This window comes from Shinella sp. WSC3-e (assembly GCF_945994535.1).
Taxonomy (GTDB): Bacteria; Pseudomonadota; Alphaproteobacteria; order Rhizobiales; family Rhizobiaceae; genus Shinella; species Shinella yambaruensis.
This window is the reverse complement of the sequence record NZ_OZ000530.1, coordinates 4,314,419-4,337,350: the sequence shown is the minus strand read 5'-3', so window position 1 is coordinate 4,337,350 and position 22,932 is coordinate 4,314,419. Positions and strand designations below refer to the sequence as shown.

The window sequence follows — 22,932 nt, the reverse complement described above, 5'->3', positions numbered from 1 at the left end:
CAAACAGGCCCCTGAGGGCCCATTTCCGTCCTTGGGAGGAATCCCGTTCGCTCAGGCCTCCAGCGAATAGCCCGCGCCGCGCACGGTGCGGATGACGTCCTGCATGTTGGCGAAGTTGAGCGCCTTGCGCAGGCGCCCCACATGCACGTCGACGGTGCGTTCGTCGACATAGATGTCGTGGCCCCAGACGCCATCGAGAAGCTGCGAGCGCGAGAAGACGCGGCCGGGCGAGGTCATCAGGAATTCCAGGAGACGGAACTCCGTCGGGCCGAGGCGGACCTCGCGGGTGCGGCGGTGGACGCGGTGTGTCTCGCGGTCGAGCTCGATGTCGCCGCAACGCAGCACCGTCGAGACAACCTCGGGCTTGGCCCGGCGCAGCATCGCCCGCACGCGGGCGACGAGTTCCGGCGTCGAGAAGGGCTTGACCACATAGTCGTCCGCGCCGGTGGCAAGGCCGCGCACGCGCTCGCTCTCCTCGCCGCGCGCCGTCAGCATGATGATCGGCAGGCGCTCGGTTTCCGGACGCTGGCGCAGGCGCCGGCACAGTTCGATGCCGGAGACGCCGGGCAGCATCCAGTCGAGGATGAGGAGGTCCGGCATGCGCTCCTGCAAGCGCATCTCGGCCTCGTCACCGGAGAGGATCGTATCGACCTCGAAACCTTCCGCTTCCAGATTGTAACGCAGGAGGACGCTGAGAGCCTCCTCGTCTTCCACGACGGCAATTCTGGGCACCATGAAGCGAATCCTGCTCTCTTTACTCGGACGCGTCGGCGACGCCGGCCGCGACGACGGAGGTCGAGGTATCGTCCTTAGGACGCTCGCCCTCCGGCTGCGAGCCGGTCGCCATGTAGTAGATGGTTTCGGCGATGTTGGTCGCATGGTCGCCGATGCGCTCGATGTTCTTGGCGCAGAACAGGAGATGCGTGCAGGGCGTGATGTTGCGCGGGTCTTCCATCATGTAGGTGAGGAGCTCGCGGAACAACGAGGTATAGATCGCATCGATCTCGTCGTCGCGCTCGCGGATGGCCTTGGCCTTCTCGATCGAGCGGGTGGCGTAGACGTCGAGCACTTCCTTGAGCTGCATCAGCGCGAGCTCGGCGAGGTGCTCGAGGCCGCGGGCCAGCTTGCGCGGCATGCCGGAGCTCTGGACGGCGATGACGCGCTTGGCGGTGTTCTTGCCGAGGTCGCCGACGCGCTCCAGCTCGGCGGCGATGCGGATCGCCCCCATGATCTCGCGCAGGTCCGCCGCCATCGGCTGGCGCTTGGCGATGGTGACGATCGCCTTGTCGTTGATCTGGCGTTCGGCGGTGTCGAGGATGACGTCCTCGGAGATGACCTTCTGGGCCAGCGCGGCATCCGTCGTGACGAGCGCTCGGACGGAATCGGCCACCATCTGCTCGGCCGTGCCGCCCATTTCGGAGATGCGGCGGGAAAGGTATTTCAGTTCTTCGTCGTAGATGGAGACGATATGGCTCGATGACATGGCTTTGTCCTTAATGCACTCGGGGTTCAGGGGTTCAGCGTCAGCCGTCAGCCGAAGCGGCCCATGATGTAGTCCTGCGTGCGCTGGTCATCCGGATTGGTGAACATCTTGTCGGTGTCGTTCTCCTCGACGAGGTTGCCGAGGTGGAACATGGCGGTGCGCTGCGAGACGCGGGCCGCCTGCTGCATCGAGTGCGTCACGATGACGATGGTGAAGTTGGCGCGCAGCTCGTGGATCAGCTCCTCGACCTTGGCGGTCGCGATCGGATCGAGCGCCGAGCAGGGCTCGTCCATCAGGATGACTTCGGGGCTGACGGCGACGGCTCTGGCGATGCACAGGCGCTGCTGCTGGCCGCCGGAGAGGCCGGTGCCGCCCTCTTGCAGGCGGTCCTTCACCTCGTTCCACAGGCCAGCCTTCTGCAGGCTCCGCTCGACGATGGCGTCGAGGTCTGCCTTCGACTTGGCAAGGCCATGGATGCGCGGCCCGTAGGCGACGTTCTCGTAGATCGACTTCGGGAAGGGATTCGGCTTCTGGAAGACCATGCCGACGCGGGCGCGCAGTTCCACGACGTCGATCGCCGGATCGTAGATATCGTCCGTGTCGAGCGTGATGCGGCCGGTGACGCGGCAGCCGTCGATCGTGTCGTTCATGCGGTTCAGCGTGCGCAGGAAGGTCGACTTGCCGCAGCCCGACGGGCCGATGAGGGCGGTCACGGTATACTCGCGGACGTTCAGGTTGACGTCGTAGAGGGCGCGCTTGTCGCCGTAATAGACCGAGACGTCCTTGCCGATCATCTTGTAGGAAATGTCGTTCATTTTCTTGTCCAGCGCTTTCTCGACTGCTGCTTCTGACATCATGTTCATAAGACCGGTCCTTCTACCAGCGCCGTTCGAAACGGCGGCGCAACAGGATAGCGCCAACATTCATGAGGATGAGGAAGATGAGGAGCACGATGATGGCCCCGGACGTGCGCTCCACGAAGGCGCGCTCCGCCTCGTTTGCCCACATGTAGATCTGCACCGGAAGGGCCGTCGCCGGATCCATCGGCGTTGCCGGCACATCGGCGACGAAGGCGACCATGCCGATGAGCAGCAGCGGTGCGGTTTCGCCGAGCGCGTGGGCAAGGCCGATGATCGTGCCCGTCAGGATGCCCGGCATGGCGAGCGGCAGCACATGGTGGAACACGGTCTGCATCTTCGAGGCGCCGAGGCCGAGGGCCGCCGAGCGGATCGACGGCGGTACGGCCTTCAGCGCGGCGCGGGTCGCGATGATGATCGTCGGCAGCGTCATGAGGGTCAGCACCAGGCCGCCAACGAGGGCCGCCGAGCGCGGGAAGCCCGCGAAGTTGACGAAGACGGCAAGGCCGAGAAGACCGTAGACGATGGAGGGCACGGCGGCGAGGTTGTTGATGTTCACCTCGATAAGGTCGGTGAAGCGGTTCTTCGGGGCGAACTCTTCGAGATAGATCGAGGCGGCGACGCCGATCGGCAGCGAGAGCACGAGCACGATCAGCATCATGTAGAGCGAGCCGATGGCCGCGACGCCGACGCCGGCGGCTTCAGGACGGCTGGATGCGCCATTGGTGAAGAGGCCGGTGTTGAAGTGCTTGGCGAGCGCGCCGCTTTCGGCGAGCGTGTTCATCCAGCCGACCTGCTTGTCGGAGACCTTGCGGTTGTTTTCCGGCACGGCGAGGTCGATCTGGCCCTTGAAGGCGGAATCGAGGTCGCCGTGCGCGAGGAAGGTCACGGTCCGGGTCGTGCCGATGATCGACGGATCGGTGGTGACGAGATTACGGAACTGCACGCGGACGCTGTCCGAGATCATGCCGTTGACCGCCCTCAGGCCGGCACGGTCGTCTTCGCCGACGCCCAGCACCTTGGCGAGCGCATTGCGCGCAACGACCGGATAGTTGGCCGAAACCAGCTTCTGTGGGTTGGTGGCGCGCTCGTTGTCCTTGTCGATGATCTCGGCGGAGAACTCGACCGGGATGGTGATCATCGTCTGCTGGAACGCGGTGTAGCCCTTGGAGACGACCGAGAAGAGCAGGAGGAACAGGAAGAGGAGACCGAAGGCGATCGCTGCCATGCCGTAGAGGCGGAAGCGGCGCTCTGCGGCGTAGCGGCGACCGAGGCCGATATCGCGGCGTTCGGGTTTTGCGGTGACGCCGAGGGCGGTCATCGAGGGGCTCGTGGAGACCTGGCTCATTCGTACTGCTCCCGGTATTTGCGCACGATGTAGAGGGCGTAGATGTTGAGGCAAAGCGTGATGACGAAGAGCGTGATGCCGAGCGCGAAGGCCACCAGCGTCTGCGGCGAGGTGAATTCGAGGTCGCCCGTCAGCTGGTTGACGATCTTGACCGTCACGGTCGTCATCGGCTCGAAGGGGTTGAGCTGCATGCGGGCGGCAACGCCGGCGGCCAGCACCACGATCATGGTTTCGCCGACGGCGCGGGACGCGGTCATCAGAAGCGCGCCGACGATGCCAGGAAGAGCGGCGGGCAGGATAACGCGCTTGATCGTTTCCGAGCGGGTGGCGCCGAGGCCGAGCGAACCGTCACGCAGCGCCCGCGGCACGGCGGTGATGATGTCGTCGGACAGCGAGGAGACGTAGGGGATCAGCATGATGCCCATGACGAAACCGGCCGTCAGAACGCTCTGCGCCTGGATGAAGCTGGCATAGTTGCCGGTGACGAGGCCGCTCAGCTGGGCGGAGATGTCGCGCAGGAACGGGCCGACGGTCACCAGGGCGAAGAAGCCGTAGACGATGGTCGGGATGCCGGCGAGCACTTCGAGCAGCGGCTTGGCCACCGAGCGGACGTGGCGCGAGGCATATTCCGACATGTAGATGGCGGCGAAGAGGCCGACCGGCACGGCGACGAGCATGGCGACGAAGCCGATATAGAGGGTGCCGGCGAGCAGCGGGATCAGGCCGAACTGGCCGGAGGAATCCGTGGCGCCGGCGGCGGCGAAGCGCGGGTCCCAGGTCGTGCCGAAGAAGAACTCCCAGGCCGGGACCATGTTGAAGAAGCTGATCGCTTCCGTCGCCATCGACGCGACGATGCCGACGGTCGTCAGGATCGCGATGGACGAGGCGACGATGAGGCCGACCAGCATGACGCCCTCGACGCGGTTGCGGGCGCGGAATTTCGGCGCGATCGCGCGGTAGGCGAAGGCACCGCCGGCAAGCGCGGCGATCACGACGAGGATCGACAGGAACGTGCTGCTTGCCGTCGTCATACGGTTGAGGTCGTCGGCGGCCGTCAGCATGTAGGGCGCCGGGTCGGCCGCGAGCGGCACGCCCTTGCTGCCCAACACCTCGCGGGCGGCGGTGCCGTCCTTGAACAGCGCATCGCGCTCTTCCGCCGAGAGCAGCTTGAAGCCGCGGGCAATGGCGCCGATCATGTTGTAGTTGAGGTTCTGCGTCGCCTGCGGCTCGGCCTTCACCTCGTCGGGGAAGCCGCCGCGCACCGCCGAACCGATATAGATCGGGCTCGCGATGATCCAGACCAGCAGGATGGCGATGGCCGGCAGCATGGACCAGATGGCGACGAAGGAGCCGTAGTAGCCCGGCCGGGAATGCAGACTGGAAAGCTTGCCGCCGGCAAGCGCGTTGGCGCGCCAGCTGCCGATAAGATAGCCCACCACGCCGATGACGGCGACGATAAGCAGTAGAAGGGAAATACTCATTGAGAAAATTCTCCCGGCGAGATCATCCGCCCTGAGCGTGCCGAGTGCCCGCCCCGACCGTTCGACAAGGCGCCCCATTCCCGGTCGAAGAACATGACGTGGGCGAAACCGCCCAAAGGGAGCGGCCGGCGCGGCATTCTTGCGAAATACCGTGCCGGCCGACGTTCATTACATGATCTTGCCGTCGGCGAAGGTCTTGCGGATCTCTTCGCGCTCGGCATCCGGAGCGGCGACGAGGCCGTATTCAGCCAGCGGGGAGTCAGGGCCGATCATGTCGTCGCTCGTGAAGAACTCGACATATTCCTTCAGGCCCGGGATGACGCCGAGATGTGCCTTCTTGACGTAGAAGAACAGCGGGCGGGAAACCGGGTATTCGCCCGAAGCGATCGTCTCGGTCGACGGAACGATGCCGTTGACGGTGGCGACCTTCAGCTTGTCGGCGTTGTTCTCATAGAAGGAGAGGCCGAACACGCCGATGCCGGACTTGTTGGCAGCGATGCGGGCGAGCGTCTCGGTGTAGTCGCCGTCGATGTCAACGGCCAGGCCATCCTTGCGGACGGCTACGCACTTGGAGAGCTGTTCCTTCTCGTCAGCGACGGCCGCCTTGATGACGTCCTGGGCGCCCGAGTCCTTGCAGCCGTGAGCGAGGATCTTCTCTTCGAAGACTTCGCGCGTGCCGTGCTTTTCGCCGGGGATATAGGCGGCGATCTCGACGTCCGGCAGGTCCTTGTTGACTTCCGACCACTTCTTGTAGGGGTTGGCGACGAGCTTGCCGTCGACGACGACTTCGGCGGCGAGCGCCTGGTAGAGATCCTTCGGCTCGAGCTTCAGGTCGGCATTGCCGGCGTCGGTGGCGAACACGATGCCGTCATAGCCGATCTTGACTTCCTGGATCTCGGTCACGCCGGCTGCCTTGCAGGCCTCCACTTCGCTGTCCTTGATCGGGCGCGAGGAGTTGGCGATGTCGATGGTGTTCGGGCCGACGCCCTTGCAGAATTCCTTCAGGCCGCCGGAAGAACCACCGGACTCGACGATCGGCGTCTTGAAGTCGGGGAAGGTCTCGCCGAACGTCTCGGCGACGATCTTGGCGTAGGGAAGAACGGTGGACGAGCCGGCGATCTGGACCTGGTCGCGCGCAACGGCAACGCCTGCGAATGCGGCGGAGGCAACGAGCGCCGCAACAGTGAGCTTAAGAGATTTCATCTGGGTTCTCCCGAAGAGGACGTGTGTGGTGCGCTGTTCTGCGCTCTCTGCCGTTGACCGGCGGCCCTTCTCTAAACCCCGATCGCCCTCCCTTTTATGTCAGTTTGACGAAACATTTGTGACACAACAAATATCTGAAATTGCTGCGCTATTTTCATCGGGACGACAGGAGCGCCATCCTTTGTGTCAGAATTTGACGGTGAAGACCGTGCCCTTGCCCACCTCGGACTTCACCACGAGGCGCGCCCGGTGGCGGGTGAGGATGTGCTTGACGATGGCAAGGCCGAGGCCTGTGCCCTTCTTGGACCGGCTCGCTTCCACGTTAACCCGATAGAAACGTTCGGTGATGCGCGGCACATGCTCCGGGGGAATGCCGGGGCCGTAATCGGTGACGGAGAATTCGACGGGAACGTCGCCGCCGCCGGAAAGCACGACATCCACCCGCTTGCCCTCCTGGCCGTATTTGCAGGCGTTTTCGATCAGGTTCTCGAAGACCTCGACCAGTTCGTCGCGGTCGCCGGGAACGGTGACCGGGTGCTTCGGCAGGTCGAGCGCAACCTCCACCCCGAGATCGGAGGCGAGCGGCTGCAGGCTGTCGCGCACATGGCCGAGCAGCGGCACGAGATCGACGGTCTGGTCCAGCGTCAGGTTCGAACGCAGCTCAAGGCGGGAGAGCGAGAGCAGGTCGTCGACGAGGCGGCTCATGCGCGTCGCCTGCTCGTGCATGATGCCAAGGAAACGTTCGTGCGCCTTCGCATCGTTCTTCGCCGGGCCCTGCAGCGTCTCGATGAAGCCGCGCAGCGAGGCGAGCGGGGTGCGCAGCTCGTGGCTGGCATTGGCGACGAAATCGGACCGCATGCGATCGATACGGCGGGCCTGCGAGACGTCGCGGAAGGTCAGCAGCCACAGGGGCTCGCCCGCCCGCTCGGCGAGCGGCGCGATGCGCACGACATAGACCGTTTCCGACGGCAGACGCTCGGCATGCTCGGTCTCCCGCGTCTGGCCGCTGGCGATCGCGTCGCGCACCATGTCGAGGATACCGGGCGCGCGGATGCGGCCGGCCAGGTCGCTGCCGCGCGGGATCACGCCGAAGATCGCCTCGGCCGCGCGGTTCTGCAATTTGACCGTCTCGCGGCCCGAGAGCAGCAGGGCGGGCGCATCGAGCGCGCCGAGAACCGCGGCAATGGCGGAAAGGTCATCGGCAGGCGGGACGGCGGCCTGAACCTCCGGCACCGGACTGGCGGAGGCCGCCATGGTCCTGCCGCCGGCCTCCACCAGGCGCCGTTCCGTGCGCAAGAGGCCGGCAATGACGAGCAGGAGGACGGCGAAGGACACCCAGCCGAGATGCAAGCCCGCGAGCCACATCATGAAGCCGACGAAAACGGCCGAGGCAATGAGCACCCGCTCGCCCCACAGTTGCGCCGCCAGCCAGCCGAGACCCGTCCGCTGATCCGTCACCGCCACCCATTCCCTCGCAAGCATCCCGTCCTCCGCGGCCTCCATCGATTCTCCATGGATAGCGCGGCTTCATGACATGTTTTTCACGGCGCGCTTGAATTCGCAATCCGGTTGTGGCCACCTGCGGCGATGCGGCATCAGCCGCGCCCCGTGATTTCAAGGAGTGGACGATGGCGGAAAAGGTCGAAAACCGGGTCGTTGAACTGGACATCGGCGGCAAGAAGCGGGTGTTCGATATCGACGATCCGAAGCTGCCCGACTGGATCGAAGACAAGGCCTTCGGCTCCGACGACTATCCCTACGACAAGAAACTCGACAACAAGGACTACGAAAGGACCCTGAAGCTGCTGCAGATCGAGCTGGTCAAGGTGCAGTTCTGGCAGCAGAAGACCGGCAAGCGCGTGATGGCGGTATTCGAGGGGCGGGACGCGGCCGGCAAGGGCGGTGCGATCCACGCCACCATGTCCTACATGAACCCGCGCTCCGCGCGCATCGTGGCGCTGACGAAGCCGACCGAGACCGAGCGCGGCCAATGGTATTTCCAGCGCTATGTCGCGACCTTTCCGACATCGGGCGAATTCGTGCTGTTCGACCGCTCCTGGTACAACCGCGCCGGCGTCGAGCCGGTGATGGGCTTCTGCACGCCGGAGCAATACGAAAAATTCCTGAAGGAGACGCCGCGCTTCGAAAAGATGATCGTCGCGGAAGACATCCAGCTCTTCAAGTTCTGGCTCAACATCGGCCGGGAAATGCAGCTGAAGCGCTTCCACGACCGCCGGCACGATCCGCTCAAGGTCTGGAAGCTCTCACCGATGGACATCGCCGCGCTCAACAAGTGGGGCGACTACACGGACAAGCGCGATCGCATGCTGAAGGAAACCCATACGGACCACGCCCCCTGGACCGTGATCCGCGCCAATGACAAGCGCCGCGCCCGCATCAACCTGATCCGCCACATCCTCGGGACGCTCGACTACGAGGGCAAGGACGAGAAGGCGATTGGCGAGATCGACAAAAAGATCGTCGGCGCGGGGCCGGGCTTCCTCAAGTAGGCGGCAGGCGGCTCATTCGCCCGGCAGGATGCGGACGGCGTAGAGGTTCACGCTCGCATCCCCGCCGGTGATGTCGCTGTTCAGCACGAGATGGCCCGGCTCGCTCGGCGAGAGCGAGCGGTCGAATTCCACCTGGAACAGGATGTCGGTCCGCTCCGACACGGTGAAGCGATGGCGGCCGCAGCCGCCCATGGTGGAGAAATCGCATTCGACCGCGACCTGCACCGGCTTGCCGTTGACCGACTGCACGGTCATGGCGATCGTCGAGGTCTTGCCGCCCATCTCGCCGAGGATTTCGGGCGAAACCTCGATCAGCACCGCGCCCTCGCGCTCCGGATTGGTGGAGGTTACGCGCACGGCAGGCCCCTCATTGGTGCTCACCGCCTCGAAACGGCCCGACGTGCCGGCGGACAGCCGTGCCGCATCGCCCGGCGAGAACACGGCCCGCCAGTCGGAGGAGAAGCGGCTCTGTGTGTCGAGCGCCTTCTTGATGGGGTCCTCGCCGGAAAAGTCCTCGCCGGAAACGGTGGCCGGCGGCGTCGAGCCGTCCGCGCCGCTGCGCAGTTCCTGGAGCAGGCCGCTCGTCTGCACCCACCAGGCAAGCGCACCGCCGGCGGCAATCAGCGTCGCCACGACGAGCAGGAAGGAGAACAGCCGGCCGCGCCGCTTGCGCGCCTTGGCGACCCGCTCGGGACGAAAATCCGATGCCTCGCTGGCGGCAGCGGCAGCGGAGGCCGTATTCGGCGTGCTCTTGGCAAAGCCGTCCTCGCGTTCGGGGCGGAGGGCACCGATATCGCTTGCCGCCGACGGCCGATCCGCCTCCAGGCGCGGCTCGGGGCGATCCTCCCGCTCGGCGCGCAGCACCGGTTCCGGCCGTGCCTCGACCGCCGGCTCGACGCGAACCTCGCGGGCCGGCGCCGCCGAAAGCTGCGCGCGCTCTTCCGCCTCGATCTGGTGAATGGTGGCTTCCAGCCGGTGGCGCTGGCCGGCGATCGTCTCGGGGTCGTTGATCTCCTGCTTGCGCAGGCCCGCCTCCAGCGCGTTGCGCGCCGACTGGTAGATCCGCGCCCGAACTTCGGCATTGGCGCGTTCCGAGCGCGCCAGCGCGTTTCTGATTGCCGTCTCCAGTCCGCTCACATCCGACCCTTCTGCGGGAGCCGCGCGAGACCGCGGCCATGATACACTGTGGAACGAGCTCCACTTTCCGGCTTTCGTTAGCATTTGCGTAACGTTTGCCGGGAATTTGCGCAAGCCTTCCAGCCGAAACTGCCCCTGCTTGGCCGGGGATAAGCGCCGCGACGGGGCGATGGATCGCGTGCGGCGGGCCCGCTGGCGCAGGTCACGGCAATCCTCGCCCCCTGCGCAGACGCCCGCCATTTGTCGCGGACAGACACTTCATTCATGTGCCCGCACTCACCTCCGCTCCGCCGTCAGGGGAGGCACGCCTGGTGCGTTCCTGGTGCGGACAATGCCGCGGGGCGTGTCCCTCCTTGCAGAAGGCAATCGCCCATGGAGTTCGACGTTACCGTTCTCCCCTTCCGCTCCGCAGGGAGAAGGGAGAGGCGCCTCAGCCCCATATGCGATCGCCCTGCTCCTTGCAGGAAGAGATTGCGGCTCCGATGCGATGCCCGGTATCGCGAGGGATAGGTTTCCCTGGGATTGCGGGCGCAAGCCCGTTTCGCGCTTCTGGCGCACATGCTCTCGAAGCCCCGCCGCAACCGCCGTCCCACCGCCCCTTTTCAGCGGGAGTGCTCGCTGCTATGGTTTTGACGTTTACGAAAACGTCAAAACCATACAGGACATCCCTCATGGCCCTGCCCGCGATCCTCAAGGACAAGCTGCGCCTGCCCGTCATCGGCGCGCCGCTCTTCATCGTCTCGCATCCCGCGCTGACCCTTGCACAATGCAAGGCCGGTGTCATCGGCGCCTTCCCGGCGCTGAATGCGCGCCCGGAATCCCAGCTCGACGAATGGCTGGCGGAGATCACCGAGGGCCTTGCCGCACACGATGCGAAGAACCCCGGCCACCCCGCCGCCCCCTTCGCCGTCAACCAGATCGTCCACCGCTCCAACAAGAGGCTGGAGCACGACCTCATGATGTGCGTGAAATACAAGGTGCCGGTGGTCATCTCCTCGCTCGGCGCGGTGCCGGAGGTGAATGCGGCGATCCACTCCTATGGCGGCATCGTGCTGCACGACGTCATCAACAACCGCCACGCCAATTCGGCGATCCGCAAGGGGGCTGACGGCCTGATCGCGGTGGCCGCCGGCGCTGGCGGACATGCCGGCACCCTCTCGCCCTTCGCGCTGGTCCAGGAGATCCGCGAATGGTTCGACGGCCCCCTCCTCCTTTCCGGCGCGATCGCGACCGGCGGCGCCATTCTCGCGGCGGAGGCGATGGGCGCCGACATGGCCTATATCGGCTCGCCCTTCATCGCGACGAACGAGGCGCGCGCGAGCGAGGCCTACAAGCAGACGATCGTCGACAGCGCGAGTGCCGACATCGTCTATTCCAACTATTTCACCGGCATCCACGGCAACTACCTGAAACCTTCCATCGCTGCCGCCGGCCTGGATCCCGACCATCTGCCGGAAGCCGACCCTTCCAAGATGGACTTCGACAAGGCCACCACCGGGGCGAAGGCCTGGAAGGACATCTGGGGCTGCGGCCAGGGCATCGGCGCGATCAAGGCCGTCGCCCCCGTCGAGGACCTCGTCGCCCGACTGGACCGCGAATATCACGCGGCCAGGGGCCGTCTCTGCGCCGCATGACCCGCCCCGATCCGCTGCACCGCACAGGAAAAATGCGGAAGTTGAAACTCCCCGCTTGAAATCTCCTCCCATTGCGGTTATCAGCGCACCCATTCCGGTCCCGACACGCTTCGGGACCCGGCAAGGGCCGCTTTAGCTCAGTCGGTAGAGCACATCATTCGTAATGATGGGGTCACGTGTTCGAGTCACGTAAGCGGCACCACTCACTTCCAAACCCGTAAAATGCCTGTTCACGACGCGGTCGGCGCGTCGGATATCTGTTTTTTCAGGCGGGTGGCGGCCATGGCGTAGCCGCCGGCGGCGCCGTCGATGAAATGCATGTGGTCGCGCCGGAGCGCCGTCGGCACGATACAGGTCATCAGCGCCGAATCCTGCCGGTGCAGGCCGAAATGGCAAATGCCGGCGCCTGCGGCCTGCTCCAGCCGGGCCTCGATCTGTCGAAACCGTGCCGGGTCGATGTCGATGGTCATCTTCAAGCCATCGTCGAACTTGCGGAAATCCGCGTTCCGGGCCACATCCCGGCGGTACGCCTTGGGGTCGAAGCGGCCGAGCGTCAGGCCGAGGCGGTAAAGGCCGGCGGTCAGGAGATGCTGCCCGAGGATGACGAACCAGTGCCGGATGCGCCCTCCCTTCGGGGCCGCCTTCGTTTCCACCGACAAACCGGCGCCGGACAGGCCGATCTGCGGGCCCTCCGGCGCGATCGGATGGCCCTCCCGCTCCTCGCCGCCGGCCAATGCGACGATCTCCAGGACCAGGGCTTCGAAGGCCTGCGCGTTGCCCTGTCCGGCGGGAAGCGCGATGATCGAGACGATGTCGCCGCGGCGGGAGCGGATCGGGTTCCATCGACAGGAGAGGCCGGTAAGGTCCGGATGGGTCTCCGGCGGTGCCGGCGGCACGGCAAAGCGTCCCTCCTTCATGCACGCTTCGGCCCAGCTCGACCCGCCGCCGGCAAACATCGCGTAGGAAACGTCCGGGGTGACCTGGAACCGTGCGACGCGCACTTCGCGCCCGGCGGCGATGATCTCGGCGACGGGAACGAGCGCGACGCGCAGCGTCAGCCCGAGTTCCTTGCCGACCCAGTTCTGCACCGCCGAAAGGGCACTGCGCGCCCTTTCGGCACCGGACGGCGGCACGGCGACGATGGCGCCGTCACCGCCGAAGACGAAGGGAAGATCGTTGTTGCCGAGCGCATTCAGGACCGCCGAGATGACGCTGGCGCCGGCCATGTTGACCGCCTTGTAGCGGCCGGCCTCGATCGCGCCGGAGGAATCGACGATATCCGCCGTCGCCAGCGCCCAGCCGGCCGGCAGCGCATGATAGTTGTGGCTGTCCGCAACGCCGGCGAAATCGACGAAGACGGGAAGCGCGCTGAAGAATGTTTCGCTGGAAAGCTCGTTCATGCCGCAAGGCTACCATATCGGCGCGGGGCAGACGACGGTGGTTCGGCCAGGAGCGGAGAACCGCCTGTCGCCGGCAACGTGCCTGGAACACAGGCGCCTGGGGCGAAGCACACCGGCCTTCGACCGCGCGAGGCAGGAAGGCCCGCCGGAACCGGCGGGCTTGCGGGATGCAGGCGGTTTCCTCCATCGTGCGGCCGGCGCATGCGCTGAGGGCTGCCAGCCCGGTCAGCCGACCTTGTGTTCCGGATCGAGCCTCGAGCCGGTGTCGGACGGCGGCTCGATGATGATCGGCGACGGCGCTTCGGTGGCATCCACCTCACGGATCCATTCGCGCCAGATGGCGACGAGGAGGGCCATGAGGACGGGACCGATGAAGAGGCCGAGGAACCCCATGGTCTTCACGCCGCCGATGAGGCCGAAGAAGGTGGGCAGGAACGGCAGCTTGATCGGACCGCCGACGAGGCGGGGCCGCAGCGTCTTGTCGACGATGAAGAGCTCGACCGATCCCCAGACGAAGAGGGCGAGGCCCGCGACGGGCGAGCCGCTGGAGACGAGATAGATGGAGACGAGCGTGAAGGAGAGCGGCGCACCGCCGGGGAAGAGCGCCATGATGCCGGTCAGGACACCGAGCGTGACGGCCGACGGCACGCCGGCGATCCAGTAGGCGATGCCGAGCACGATGCCTTCGCCGATGGCGATCAGCGTCATGCCGGTGACGGTGGAGCTGATCGTCGCCGGCACGATGCGCGAGATGCGCTCCCAGCGCATCGGCAGGATGCGCTCGCCCAGCCGATCCACCTGGCCGGCGAAGGACTGGCCGTCGCGATAGATGAAGAAGAGAGCGATCAGCATGAACAGCATGGCGAGCAGCAGGCCGAAGGCCTTGCCGCCGGCCGCCAGCGCAACCCGGTAGATATTGCCGATATTGGCGCCGCTGACGATCTGCGTCAGCTCGCCGATGGCCCCCGGGTGATCGAGGAAGCGCGTCCATTGCATGTCGAGCCAGCCGCCGATCACCGGCAGCGCGCCGATCCAGTCCGGCGTCGGCGCGCCGGTGCGGTTCGTCTCGACGGCCCAGCCGATCCAGTCGCGGATCTCGTGGAAGGCATAGGTCGAGGCGATCATGATCGGCCCGACGATGAAGGCGAGGATCAGAAGGATGGCGATGGAGGCGGCGAGCGTGCGATTGCCGTTCACCTGGGCGAGCAGGCGCGAATAGAGCGGCCAGCTGGCAAAGGCGATGACGAGCGCGGCAAGCACCGGCACGACGAAGCCGTGGAAGAAGTAGATGCCGGCGAACACGATGAGGACGAGGAGCCAGCGCGCCGCCGAGATGGGCGATATGAGCGCGACGCTGCTCGGGCGCGCCGCGCCGAGAAACCGGGGCTCACTTCTGCGATGTTCCGAATGCAGCAAACTCGTCCACTCCCTTGGGGCCGGGCTCCGGCCGACTGTCTAGATAAGGTGTATCCCAAGAATGTTAAACATATACGTGGTTTTTTTGGCGGGGCGCGCCGAGAGGTCGCAGACGGGCGCGATCGCCCGTTCACGAAAGATGGAACGGCAGGCCGCAGGTGGATTGTTGACGTTTACGTCAATGTAAGTTACCGATGACCCTTGATGACGCTTGCCAAAAGCTTCATCCTGTGTGCATCGGATGGTTGGAGGACCCTTCGGTGCCGGCGGGACCGCGCGCAAGAGGAGGAACATCATGTCGGCCACGATCCAGGACACTTCCCCGCAACCGACCGGCCGTTTCTGGCTTGCCTCCTACCCGGAAGGCATGGCGGAGGCGATCGCCCCGCTCGAACATGCCTCGATCGGCGCCCTCGTCGAGAGCTGCTGCGCGCGCTATGCCGATCGCCCGGCCTTCACCAGCATGGGCAAGACGCTGACATTCCGCGATTTCGAGGCGGCCTCGGCCCGGATCGGCGCCTGGCTGCAGGCAAGGGGCCTCGAAAAGGGCGACCGTGTCGCCGTCATGATGCCGAACATCCTGCAGAACCCGGTGATCATCTTCGGTATCCTGCGCGCCGGGTTCGTCGTGGTGAACGTCAACCCGCTTTACACGCCGCGCGAGCTCGAACACCAGCTGAAGGATGCCGGCGCCAAGGCACTGTTCGTGCTGGAGAATTTCGCGAGCACCGTGGCGCAGGTCGTCTCACGCACGGCCGTCAGGCATGTCGTCGTCGCCACGATGGGCGACATGCTCGGGCTCAAGGGCCTCATCGTCAACCTCGTCGTGCGCAAGGTGAAGAAGCTCGTGCCGGCCTGGTCGCTGCCGGGCCATGTGCCGTTCACCCAGGTGACGGCGGAAGGCGCGCGCGGCACGCTGAAACCCGTCGACATTGCGCCGGACGACACCGCCTTCCTGCAATATACCGGCGGCACGACGGGCGTTTCGAAAGGCGCGACGCTGACCCATGCCAACCTGCTCTCCAATATGGAGCAGATCAAGCTGTGGATCGAGCCGACCTTCCATATCAAGAAGCGGCCGGACCAGCTCGTCTTCATCTGCGCGCTGCCGCTCTACCATATCTTCGCCTTGACGGTGAACGGGCTGATGGGCATCGCGCTCGGCGGTCACAATGTGCTGATCGCCAATCCGCGCGACATCCCGGCCTTCGTCAAGGAGCTGGCGAAATACCGGGTGCATATCTTCCCCGGGCTCAACACGCTGTTCAACGCGCTGATGAACAATCCGGACTTCGCCAAGCTGGACCTTTCCGGCCTCGTGCTGACGCTCGGCGGCGGCATGGCGGTGCAGCGGCCGGTCGCCGAGCGCTGGCAGAAGATGACGGGCTGCGCCATCACCGAGGGCTACGGCCTTTCGGAGACCTCGCCGGTGGCGACCGCCAACCGCTTCGACAAGCCGGAATTCACCGGCACGATCGGCCTGCCGCTGCCCTCGACGGACATCGAGATCCGCGATGACGACGGCAGGACGCTGGCGCTCGGCGAGGTGGGCGAGATCTGCATCCGCGGCCCGCAGGTCATGGCCGGCTACTGGCAGCGGCCGGACGAGACGGCCAAGGCGATGACCCCGGACGGCTTCTTCCGCTCCGGCGACATCGGCTTCATGACGCCGGAGGGCCTTATCAAGATCGTCGACCGCAAGAAGGACATGATCCTCGTCTCCGGCTTCAACGTCTTCCCGAACGAGATTGAGGAAGTGGCGATGTCGCATCCCGGCATTCTCGAATGCGCGGCGATCGGCGTGCCGGACGAGCATTCCGGCGAGGCGGTGAAACTCTTCGTGGTGCGCAAGGACCCCGCGCTGACCGAAGCGGACGTGAAGGCCCATTGCGCGGCGAACCTGACCAACTACAAGCGGCCGAAATTCGTCGAGTTCCGCAACGAGCTGCCGAAATCCAATGTCGGCAAGATATTGCGCAAGGATCTCCGGGGCTGATGTGCGCCCCGGTTAAACCGATTTAATTTTTTCGCCAAGTGGCATTTGCGGTCTTGATTTGCTCCTGCCAAAGCGACTAGCTAGCCGGCATCGTCCCAAGCCAAGGAAGACGCCGATGAACGCGCTTGTCGAAAAGCTGAAATCCATCGTTCGCGATACCAACGCCACAGACATAAGGGCTGCCTTCGCGGCCGATCCGCAGCGGTTCTCCCGCTACAACGCCACGCTCGGCGACCTCCTCTTCGATTATTCCAAGTGTGCGGTCAACGACGCGGTGCTCGACGGGCTGGAAGCACTCGCCCGGCACGCGGACGTGGAGGGCAAGCGCGACGCGATGTTCTCCGGCGCCATCATCAACATCACGGAGGAGCGCGCGGTGCTGCACACGGCGCTGCGCAACCGCGCCAACACGCCGGTGCTCGTCGAGGGCAAGGACGTCATGCCGGATGTCAACGCCGTGCTCGACGCCATGGGCGCCTTTGCCGACGGCATCCGCTCCGGCGCGCTGAAAGGCGCGACGGGCAAGAAGATAACCGACGTCGTCAACATCGGCATCGGCGGCTCGGATCTCGGCCCCGTCATGGCGACGCTGGCGCTCGCCCCCTATCATGACGGTCCCCGCCTGCATTTCGTCTCGAACATCGACGGCGCGCATATCGCCGACACGCTGAAACTTCTTTCGGCCGAAACCACGCTCTTCATCGTCGCGTCGAAGACCTTCACGACGATCGAGACGATGACGAATGCCGCGACGGCGCGCAGGTTCATCGCCGATGCACTCGGCGAGGCGGCGGTCGGCAGCCATTTCTGTGCGGTCTCCACGGCGCTCGACAAGGTCTCCGCCTTCGGCATCGAGGGAAACCGCGTCTTCGGCTTCTGGGACTGGGTCGGCGGGCGCTACTCGATCTGGTCGGCTATCGGCCTGCCGCTGATGATCGCCATCGGCAAGGAGAACTTTGCCGCATTCCTCGCCGGCGGCCACGCGATTGACACGCATTTCCGCGAAGCGCCGATCCGGGAAAACATCCCGATGCTGCTCGGCCTCATCGGCTATTATCATCGCAACGTGCTGGGTTATCCCTCACGCGCCATCCTGCCCTACGATCAGCGCCTGTCGCGCTTCCCGGCCTATCTCCAGCAGCTCGACATGGAATCGAACGGCAAGTCCGTGACGATGGATTCGACGCCGGTCGAGGGCCAGACCGGCCCGGTCGTCTGGGGCGAGCCCGGCACCAACGGCCAGCACGCCTTCTACCAGCTCATCCACCAGGGCACGGCGATCATCCCGGCGGAATTCATGATCGCGGCGAACGGTCACGAGAAGGACCTGCGCCACCAGCACCAGCTCCTGATCGCCAATTGCCTGGCGCAGTCCGAAGCCCTGATGAAGGGCCGCACGCTGGCCGAGGCCAAGGCGCAGCTCACCTCGAAGGGCATGGACGAGGCGAAGGCGGACAGGATCGCCCCGCACCGCGTCTTCTCCGGCAACCGCCCGTCGATCACCATGGTCTATGACAGCCTGACGCCCTTCGCGCTCGGCCGATTGATTGCCCTTTACGAACATCGTGTCTTCGTCGAGGGCGCGCTCTTCAACATCAACTCCTTCGACCAATGGGGCGTGGAGCTCGGCAAGGAACTGGCGACGGGCCTGCTGCCGGTCGTGGAAGGCAAGGAAAGCGCCGCGGGGCACGATTCCTCGACAGCCGGCCTCGTGGCCGCGCTGCTGAAGGCGGCGACGTAGTCTCAGCGCAGGCTGAGGCGGCGTGCCGCGAATGCATCGCGCGGCACGCGGGCGAGGTTGCCCAGGAACTCGCGGGCGCAGGCGCGCCAGCTATAGGCCATGGCACGGCCGCGCGCGGCCTCCTTGGGGATGTCGAGTGCGGCAAGGGCCGCTTCCCGCAGATCCTCCGACAAGGCGCCGCCCTCGCCCAGAACGTCCCGCGGGGCCGTGACCGGAAAGGCGGCGACCGGAACGCCGCTTGCCAGCGCTTCCAGCATGACATTGCCGAACGTGTCCGTGCGGCTCGGGAAGACGAAGACATCGGCAGCGGCATAGATCGCGGCAAGCTCCTCGCCGGTCTTGCGGCCGAGGAAATGCACGTCCGGATACCGCTGGCGCAGCGCGGCAAGGTCCGGCCCGTCGCCGACGACGACCTTGCTGCCCGGCAGGTCGAGGCCGAGGAAGGCGGGCAGGTTCTTTTCCACCGCCACGCGCCCGACATTCAGGAAAACGGGCCGCGGCAGGCCGAGATCGCGGCGCCGCGCCGGATCGAACAATTTCGTATCGACGCCCCGCGACCAGCGCTTGATGCGCACGAAGCCCCGCGCCGCCATTTCCGCCCCGAGCGACTTGGTCGCCACCATCATGCCGTTGCCGGCATTGTGGAAGCGGCGCAGCCACCAGTAGCTAAGGCTTTCCGGGACGGGCAGGCGCGCGCTGATGAATTCGGGAAAGCGCGTATGATAGGCCGTCGTGAACGGCAGGCGGCGCTCCAGGCAGGCGCGCCGTGCCGCCATGCCGAGCGGGCCTTCGGTGGCGATGTGGATATAGTCCGGCGCGATCTTCTCGATCTCGGCCAGGACACGGCGCTTCGAGGCTATGGCGAGCCGGATCTCCGGATAGGACGGCAGCGGCACCGTGGTGAAACCCTGCGGCGTCAGGAAGGCAACCTCGATACCCTCCTCCGCCATCGAGCGGGCCAGCTCCTCCAGCGTATGGACCACGCCGTTCAGCTGCGGGTGCCAGGCATCCGTGACGACGAGGATGGTGGGCGCCGGGCCGTTCGGGCGGGCGGCATCGGGCGAATCTGGAGCGGTGTGATCGAGCATGGCCCCTTTGACCACGCTGCGATGACAGGCGGATGAAGGCGCACTTTGGGCCTGGCACGCCCTTTTCGGGGTGCGCCCGTCGGCTTAAGCCAGCCCGATTTCCTTGGCCCAGGGCGGGTTGGCGCCGGCGCGCGAGACGGTGACGGCGGCGGCCTTGGCACCGAGCGCCAGCACCTTGGCGATCTGGTCTTCATCGAGCCGGGCGACCTGGTACTTGGTGAGGAGGTTCTGCATCTTCAGCGAGGCGAGCACGCCTGCATCGAACGTATCGCCGGCACCGACCGTGTCGACCACGCTCACGCGCTCGCTCGGCACGATGACCTTGTGGTTCGCGCTGTAGCCGACGGCGCCTTGCGCGCCGCGCGTGACGACCACGAGCTTGGCGCCATGATGCAGCCAGTGGCGGGCAAGCGCCTCCTCGTCCCCCTCGAGGCCGAACCAGGCGAGGTCCTCGTCGGAGAACTTGACGATGTCGGCCATGGCCGCCATGCGGCGGATGCGGCCGAGATGGGCGTCCTTGTCCTTGATGAAGCCGGGCCGGATGTTGGGATCGAGCGAGATGACGCGCTTTTCGTGCTCGCGCCGCAGCAACGCCTCGTAGGTGGAGCCGCAGGGCTCGGGAATGAGGCTGATGGCGCCGAAATGCAGCGCCTCGCAGTCATCGCCGAGAAGCGGCAGCTCCGCCTCGGTGATCATGCGGCCGGCGGTGCCCTCGTCATAGAAGGCATAGCTGGCGTGGCCGTCGACGAGCTTGACGAAGGCGACCGTCGTCGGGCGCGAAAGCGTTGCGCAATAGCTGTAGTCGACGCCGCTTTCGCCGAGCGTCCTGCGCAGGATGTCGCCCATCATGTCGTCGGAAAGGCCGGTGAAGAAGCCGGTCGGCACGCCGAGGCGGCCGAGCGCGATCGCCGTGTTGAAGATCGCCCCGCCGGCATAGGGTGCATAGGCATCCTCGCCGAGCGTTGTCGTCCGCGGCAGCATGTCGATCAGCGCTTCACCACAACACAGGATCATTCCCGTTCCTCCCTAGGCAATTCCGGCAGAGCCGATTTCAATCGATTTAAACGATCTCGATGGAAAGCGCCAGAGGCTTTTACGAGGTCGGCAGTTCCGCAACGCCGCCATGGGCGGCCGACCAGGCGAGCGGCGCATCGAAAAAGGCGGCGACGGAGGCGAGCGTCACGTCGTCGAACAGCTTCTCCTGCCGCGCCACGGCCAGCACGTCGCGCCAGGTGGCGATGTGATGCAGCCTGACACCGCCATTGGCATAACGCGCCTCGGCCTCCTTGAAGATGCCGTAGTAGAACAGCGACATGCCGTGGTCGACCACGCCGCCGGCGGCACGGATCGCGTCGATGAAGGTGAACATGGAGCCGCCGACGGTGACCAGGTCCTCGATGACGAGCACGCGCGCACCTTCCGGCATCACGCCTTCGATCTGCGCGTTGCGACCGTGGCCCTTCGGCTTCTTGCGGACATAGATCATCGGCAGGGCGAGGCGATCGGCGAGGAGGGCGGCGAAGGGAATGCCGGCCGTCTCGCCGCCGGCGATCACGTCGAAACGTTCGAAGCCGGCTTCACGCACGAGGGTCGCGGCGGCGAAATCCATGATCGCCGAGCGGATGCGCGGATAGGAGAGCAGCTTGCGGCAGTCCATGTAGACCGGGGAGGCCATGCCGGAGGCGAGCTTGTAGGGCTCCTCGGGGCGGAAATGCACCGCCTTGATCTCCCAAAGCATGCGGGCCATCAGCTCCGCCATCACGGCCCGGTCCGGAAAGGAATTGGAAAACATCGGCATCTCCCGCATGACTGTCTGCCCGTGCGCATAGCAGCAAGAGCCTCGGCTTTCCAGCGGCAGCGGCCTTTTCCAGAGGCCTGACGGCGAAAAACCCTCCCCGGAGGCCGGGAAGGGTTTCTGGAGGATCAGGGTCCGGCGCCTGTTTCAGGCGGCCGAGCGGCGGGCGTCGATCGAGAAGGTCCCGGGGCCGAAGGCGGCGAGCACGAGGAAGCCGCCGGCGATCGTGATGTTCTTCCACATCATCAGGCCGTTGAAGACGGTGAGCAGGCCGTTGGCGCCGTCCGGGAAGCCTTCGATGGCGATCGTGCCGCTGTGGAACACGAGAGCCGTGAACACGCTGAAGGCGGCGAGAAGGTAGGCGGCGATGCGCGTCTGGAAGCCGACGAGGACGAAAATGCCGGCGACGAGTTCAAAGATGCCGGCGAGATAGGCAAGCGCGGTCGCAGCCGGGAGGCCCGCACCGGCGATCATGCCGGCCGTGCCCGAGGGATCGATGAGCTTCGGATAACCGGCGGTGATGAACATGAGGGCGAGAAGAATGCGTCCGACGAGGACGACGGCGTTCTGTTGCATGGAAAGCTCCTGAGGCTTCGGCGTTTGCGTTGACGAAGAGATATCAGCTTTCTTTCGTCAAACTAGACGGCCGATCGAAAGACAGATCGTTCTCTTTTTGTGAACGATATCGCCTGTTCCCGGCGGAACAGAAGAGGCGTCGCCGCCGTGCGACAACGAGATCACGACACCCCGCCCCCCTCCTGCCGGAACCTCCATGCGTCATTCTCTCCTCGCCCTTGCCCTTGCCGCCGTCTCCTTCACCTTCATCGCGACCGGCCATGCCGGTACGCCCTATGCGCAGGGCTACTACGGGCATTACCAGCAGACCTGCATCACCAAGCGCATCCGCACGGAAGACCCACATGGCAAGACCATCACCAAACGCGTCCGCATCTGCCAATAGGAGACGAGGCCGTCCCGGAAAGCTCCGTTCTTTTCTGTTGCAAGCGCCCGGCGGCTGGGCGAAGATTTCAACCGAGCGGCGTATGTTTGTTTCGTCCGCGGCGGTCGGGGGAAACCGGGTATGAACGAGATCAACAAGAGTGCCGCGTTCTGGCGTTCTTTTCCGATTTTCGAGGGGTTTGGCAAGGACACGATCGGCGAGATCGCCGGCATCGCCACCTTTCGCAAATGGCCGGCCGGCACGGTGATCTTCCAGCGCGGCGACGAGGGCACCTATCTCATCGTGCTCGTTTCCGGCCGCATCAAGCTCTCGCTCATCACGCCGCAGGGCAAGGAACTGTCGCTGCGCCAGCTCGAGGCGGGCTCCATCCTCGGCGAAATGGCGATCCTCGACGGCCAGCCGCGCTCGGCAGATGCCACCGCCGTCGTCGCGACGGAAGGCTATGTCATCGCAAAGCGCGACTTCCTGGAGATCCTCACCCGCAACCCGACGGCCGCGCAAGCGATCATCCACTATCTCTGCACCAAGCTGCGCGAGACGACGGAACAGCTCGAGACCATCGCGCTCTACGACCTCGATGCGCGCGTGGCGCGCTTCTTCCTCGCCACCTTGCGCAACATCCATGGCGAGGAGCTGCCGGAGAGCGCCAATCTCCAGATCTCGCTGAGCCAGACCGAGATCGCTAGCATCGTCGGCGCGAGCCGGCCGAAGATCAACCGGTCGATCCTCGCGCTGCAGGAAGCCGGCGCCATCCGCCGCAACGACGGCATCATCCATTGCCATATCGGCCGGTTGCGGACCATCGCCGAGCCGGACGATGACTAGAGTGTTCCGATGCAATCCAAAACGCGGCGCCGCAACGAATCCATGCCGGAATTGCCG

The 22,932-nt window shown here is 65.4% G+C and carries 20 protein-coding genes and 1 tRNA gene; 7 read left to right on the top strand and 14 right to left on the bottom strand.

Annotated elements, in window-relative coordinates:
- Positions 1–51: 51 nt before the first annotated feature.
- The 7 genes from phoB to phoR form a co-directional block, all read right to left on the bottom strand.
- Complete coding sequence (gene phoB / locus AABF56_RS21255) at positions 52–735, bottom strand: phosphate regulon transcriptional regulator PhoB (protein ID WP_244767332.1); 684 nt, start codon at positions 733–735, stop codon at positions 52–54.
- A 19-nt stretch (positions 736–754) separates the two neighbouring features.
- On the bottom strand, positions 755–1,483 hold the full coding sequence (gene phoU / locus AABF56_RS21250) for a phosphate signaling complex protein PhoU (RefSeq protein ID WP_244767331.1): 729 nt from the start codon (positions 1,481–1,483) through the stop codon (positions 755–757).
- 47 nt (positions 1,484–1,530) lie between these two features.
- Positions 1,531–2,346: a phosphate ABC transporter ATP-binding protein PstB gene (pstB, locus tag AABF56_RS21245; protein ID WP_272804268.1), complete on the bottom strand. Its 816-nt coding sequence runs from the start codon at positions 2,344–2,346 to the stop codon at positions 1,531–1,533.
- A 13-nt stretch (positions 2,347–2,359) separates the two neighbouring features.
- The gene (gene pstA, locus AABF56_RS21240; RefSeq protein WP_244767329.1) at positions 2,360–3,688 is read right to left on the bottom strand and encodes a phosphate ABC transporter permease PstA; all 1,329 of its coding nucleotides are present in this window, start codon (positions 3,686–3,688) and stop codon (positions 2,360–2,362) included.
- Positions 3,685–5,169 (bottom strand): phosphate ABC transporter permease subunit PstC, encoded by a 1,485-nt coding sequence (pstC, locus tag AABF56_RS21235; RefSeq protein ID WP_244767328.1) that lies wholly within the window; start codon positions 5,167–5,169, stop codon positions 3,685–3,687. The genes pstA and pstC overlap by 4 nt, the downstream gene beginning before the upstream one ends.
- A 168-nt stretch (positions 5,170–5,337) precedes the next feature.
- Positions 5,338–6,372 (bottom strand): substrate-binding domain-containing protein, encoded by a 1,035-nt coding sequence (locus AABF56_RS21230; protein WP_244767327.1) that lies wholly within the window; start codon positions 6,370–6,372, stop codon positions 5,338–5,340.
- A gap of 186 nt (positions 6,373–6,558) precedes the next feature.
- A complete protein-coding gene (phoR, locus tag AABF56_RS21225) occupies positions 6,559–7,854 on the bottom strand; it encodes a phosphate regulon sensor histidine kinase PhoR (RefSeq protein WP_272804267.1) in 1,296 nt (431 codons plus the stop codon).
- Positions 7,855–8,000: 146 nt separating this feature from the next.
- Between phoR and ppk2 the strand changes: the two genes are divergently transcribed.
- Entirely contained in the window at positions 8,001–8,882 is an 882-nt protein-coding gene (ppk2, locus tag AABF56_RS21220) for a polyphosphate kinase 2 (RefSeq protein ID WP_272804266.1), read from the top strand.
- Positions 8,883–8,894: 12 nt separating this feature from the next.
- Here the strand turns inward: ppk2 and AABF56_RS21215 are convergent, their stop codons facing one another.
- On the bottom strand, positions 8,895–10,019 hold the full coding sequence (locus AABF56_RS21215; protein ID WP_244767324.1) for a biotin transporter BioY: 1,125 nt from the start codon (positions 10,017–10,019) through the stop codon (positions 8,895–8,897).
- A 671-nt stretch (positions 10,020–10,690) separates the two neighbouring features.
- Between AABF56_RS21215 and AABF56_RS21210 the strand changes: the two genes are divergently transcribed.
- Positions 10,691–11,653, top strand: a complete 963-nt coding sequence (locus tag AABF56_RS21210; protein WP_272804265.1) for an NAD(P)H-dependent flavin oxidoreductase — start codon at positions 10,691–10,693, stop codon at positions 11,651–11,653.
- Between the two features lie 126 nt (positions 11,654–11,779).
- Positions 11,780–11,855: transfer RNA gene (locus AABF56_RS21205), tRNA-Thr, on the top strand.
- Positions 11,856–11,883: 28 nt separating this feature from the next.
- Here AABF56_RS21205 and AABF56_RS21200 read toward each other — a convergent pair.
- Complete coding sequence (locus AABF56_RS21200) at positions 11,884–13,053, bottom strand: DUF3095 domain-containing protein (protein ID WP_272804264.1); 1,170 nt, start codon at positions 13,051–13,053, stop codon at positions 11,884–11,886.
- Positions 13,054–13,278: 225 nt separating this feature from the next.
- The gene (locus tag AABF56_RS21195) at positions 13,279–14,469 is read right to left on the bottom strand and encodes an AI-2E family transporter (protein WP_272804263.1); all 1,191 of its coding nucleotides are present in this window, start codon (positions 14,467–14,469) and stop codon (positions 13,279–13,281) included.
- A 295-nt stretch (positions 14,470–14,764) separates the two neighbouring features.
- Between AABF56_RS21195 and AABF56_RS21190 the strand changes: the two genes are divergently transcribed.
- Both AABF56_RS21190 and pgi read left to right on the top strand, forming a co-directional pair.
- A complete protein-coding gene (locus tag AABF56_RS21190; protein ID WP_272804262.1) occupies positions 14,765–16,465 on the top strand; it encodes a long-chain fatty acid--CoA ligase in 1,701 nt (566 codons plus the stop codon).
- Between the two features lie 115 nt (positions 16,466–16,580).
- On the top strand, positions 16,581–18,206 hold the full coding sequence (gene pgi / locus AABF56_RS21185) for a glucose-6-phosphate isomerase (RefSeq protein WP_272804261.1): 1,626 nt from the start codon (positions 16,581–16,583) through the stop codon (positions 18,204–18,206).
- A gap of 2 nt (positions 18,207–18,208) precedes the next feature.
- Here the strand turns inward: pgi and AABF56_RS21180 are convergent, their stop codons facing one another.
- The 4 genes from AABF56_RS21180 to AABF56_RS21165 form a co-directional block, all read right to left on the bottom strand.
- Positions 18,209–19,294 (bottom strand): glycosyltransferase family 4 protein, encoded by a 1,086-nt coding sequence (locus tag AABF56_RS21180; RefSeq protein WP_272804260.1) that lies wholly within the window; start codon positions 19,292–19,294, stop codon positions 18,209–18,211.
- A gap of 84 nt (positions 19,295–19,378) precedes the next feature.
- Entirely contained in the window at positions 19,379–20,308 is a 930-nt protein-coding gene (locus AABF56_RS21175; RefSeq protein ID WP_244767301.1) for a carbohydrate kinase family protein, read from the bottom strand.
- A 79-nt stretch (positions 20,309–20,387) separates the two neighbouring features.
- The gene (locus AABF56_RS21170; protein ID WP_272804259.1) at positions 20,388–21,086 is read right to left on the bottom strand and encodes an orotate phosphoribosyltransferase; all 699 of its coding nucleotides are present in this window, start codon (positions 21,084–21,086) and stop codon (positions 20,388–20,390) included.
- A 150-nt stretch (positions 21,087–21,236) separates the two neighbouring features.
- Positions 21,237–21,707 (bottom strand): DoxX family protein, encoded by a 471-nt coding sequence (locus AABF56_RS21165; RefSeq protein WP_272807390.1) that lies wholly within the window; start codon positions 21,705–21,707, stop codon positions 21,237–21,239.
- Positions 21,708–21,861: 154 nt separating this feature from the next.
- On the opposite strand from AABF56_RS21165, the gene AABF56_RS21160 reads away from it, so the two are divergent.
- Positions 21,862–22,050 (top strand): hypothetical protein, encoded by a 189-nt coding sequence (locus tag AABF56_RS21160; RefSeq protein ID WP_272804258.1) that lies wholly within the window; start codon positions 21,862–21,864, stop codon positions 22,048–22,050.
- 120 nt (positions 22,051–22,170) lie between these two features.
- A complete protein-coding gene (locus AABF56_RS21155) occupies positions 22,171–22,875 on the top strand; it encodes a Crp/Fnr family transcriptional regulator (RefSeq protein ID WP_244767297.1) in 705 nt (234 codons plus the stop codon).
- Positions 22,876–22,932 lie beyond the last annotated feature (57 nt).

Bases quoted from the DNA above. Each gene is read 5' to 3' on its own strand.
- phoB (WP_244767332.1), bottom strand. From the start codon at position 735: ATGGTGCCCAGAATTGCCGTCGTGGAAGACGAGGAGGCTCTCAGCGTC.
- phoU (WP_244767331.1), bottom strand. From the start codon at position 1,483: ATGTCATCGAGCCATATCGTCTCCATCTACGACGAAGAACTGAAATAC.
- pstB (WP_272804268.1), bottom strand. From the start codon at position 2,346: ATGAACATGATGTCAGAAGCAGCAGTCGAGAAAGCGCTGGACAAGAAA.
- pstA (WP_244767329.1), bottom strand. From the start codon at position 3,688: ATGAGCCAGGTCTCCACGAGCCCCTCGATGACCGCCCTCGGCGTCACC.
- pstC (WP_244767328.1), bottom strand. From the start codon at position 5,169: ATGAGTATTTCCCTTCTACTGCTTATCGTCGCCGTCATCGGCGTGGTG.
- AABF56_RS21230 (WP_244767327.1), bottom strand. From the start codon at position 6,372: ATGAAATCTCTTAAGCTCACTGTTGCGGCGCTCGTTGCCTCCGCCGCA.
- phoR (WP_272804267.1), bottom strand. From the start codon at position 7,854: ATGCTTGCGAGGGAATGGGTGGCGGTGACGGATCAGCGGACGGGTCTC.
- ppk2 (WP_272804266.1), top strand. From the start codon at position 8,001: ATGGCGGAAAAGGTCGAAAACCGGGTCGTTGAACTGGACATCGGCGGC.
- AABF56_RS21210 (WP_272804265.1), top strand. From the start codon at position 10,691: ATGGCCCTGCCCGCGATCCTCAAGGACAAGCTGCGCCTGCCCGTCATC.
- AABF56_RS21200 (WP_272804264.1), bottom strand. From the start codon at position 13,053: ATGAACGAGCTTTCCAGCGAAACATTCTTCAGCGCGCTTCCCGTCTTC.
- AABF56_RS21190 (WP_272804262.1), top strand. From the start codon at position 14,765: ATGTCGGCCACGATCCAGGACACTTCCCCGCAACCGACCGGCCGTTTC.
- pgi (WP_272804261.1), top strand. From the start codon at position 16,581: ATGAACGCGCTTGTCGAAAAGCTGAAATCCATCGTTCGCGATACCAAC.
- AABF56_RS21180 (WP_272804260.1), bottom strand. From the start codon at position 19,294: ATGCTCGATCACACCGCTCCAGATTCGCCCGATGCCGCCCGCCCGAAC.
- AABF56_RS21175 (WP_244767301.1), bottom strand. From the start codon at position 20,308: ATGATCCTGTGTTGTGGTGAAGCGCTGATCGACATGCTGCCGCGGACG.
- AABF56_RS21170 (WP_272804259.1), bottom strand. From the start codon at position 21,086: ATGTTTTCCAATTCCTTTCCGGACCGGGCCGTGATGGCGGAGCTGATG.
- AABF56_RS21160 (WP_272804258.1), top strand. From the start codon at position 21,862: ATGCGTCATTCTCTCCTCGCCCTTGCCCTTGCCGCCGTCTCCTTCACC.
- AABF56_RS21155 (WP_244767297.1), top strand. From the start codon at position 22,171: ATGAACGAGATCAACAAGAGTGCCGCGTTCTGGCGTTCTTTTCCGATT.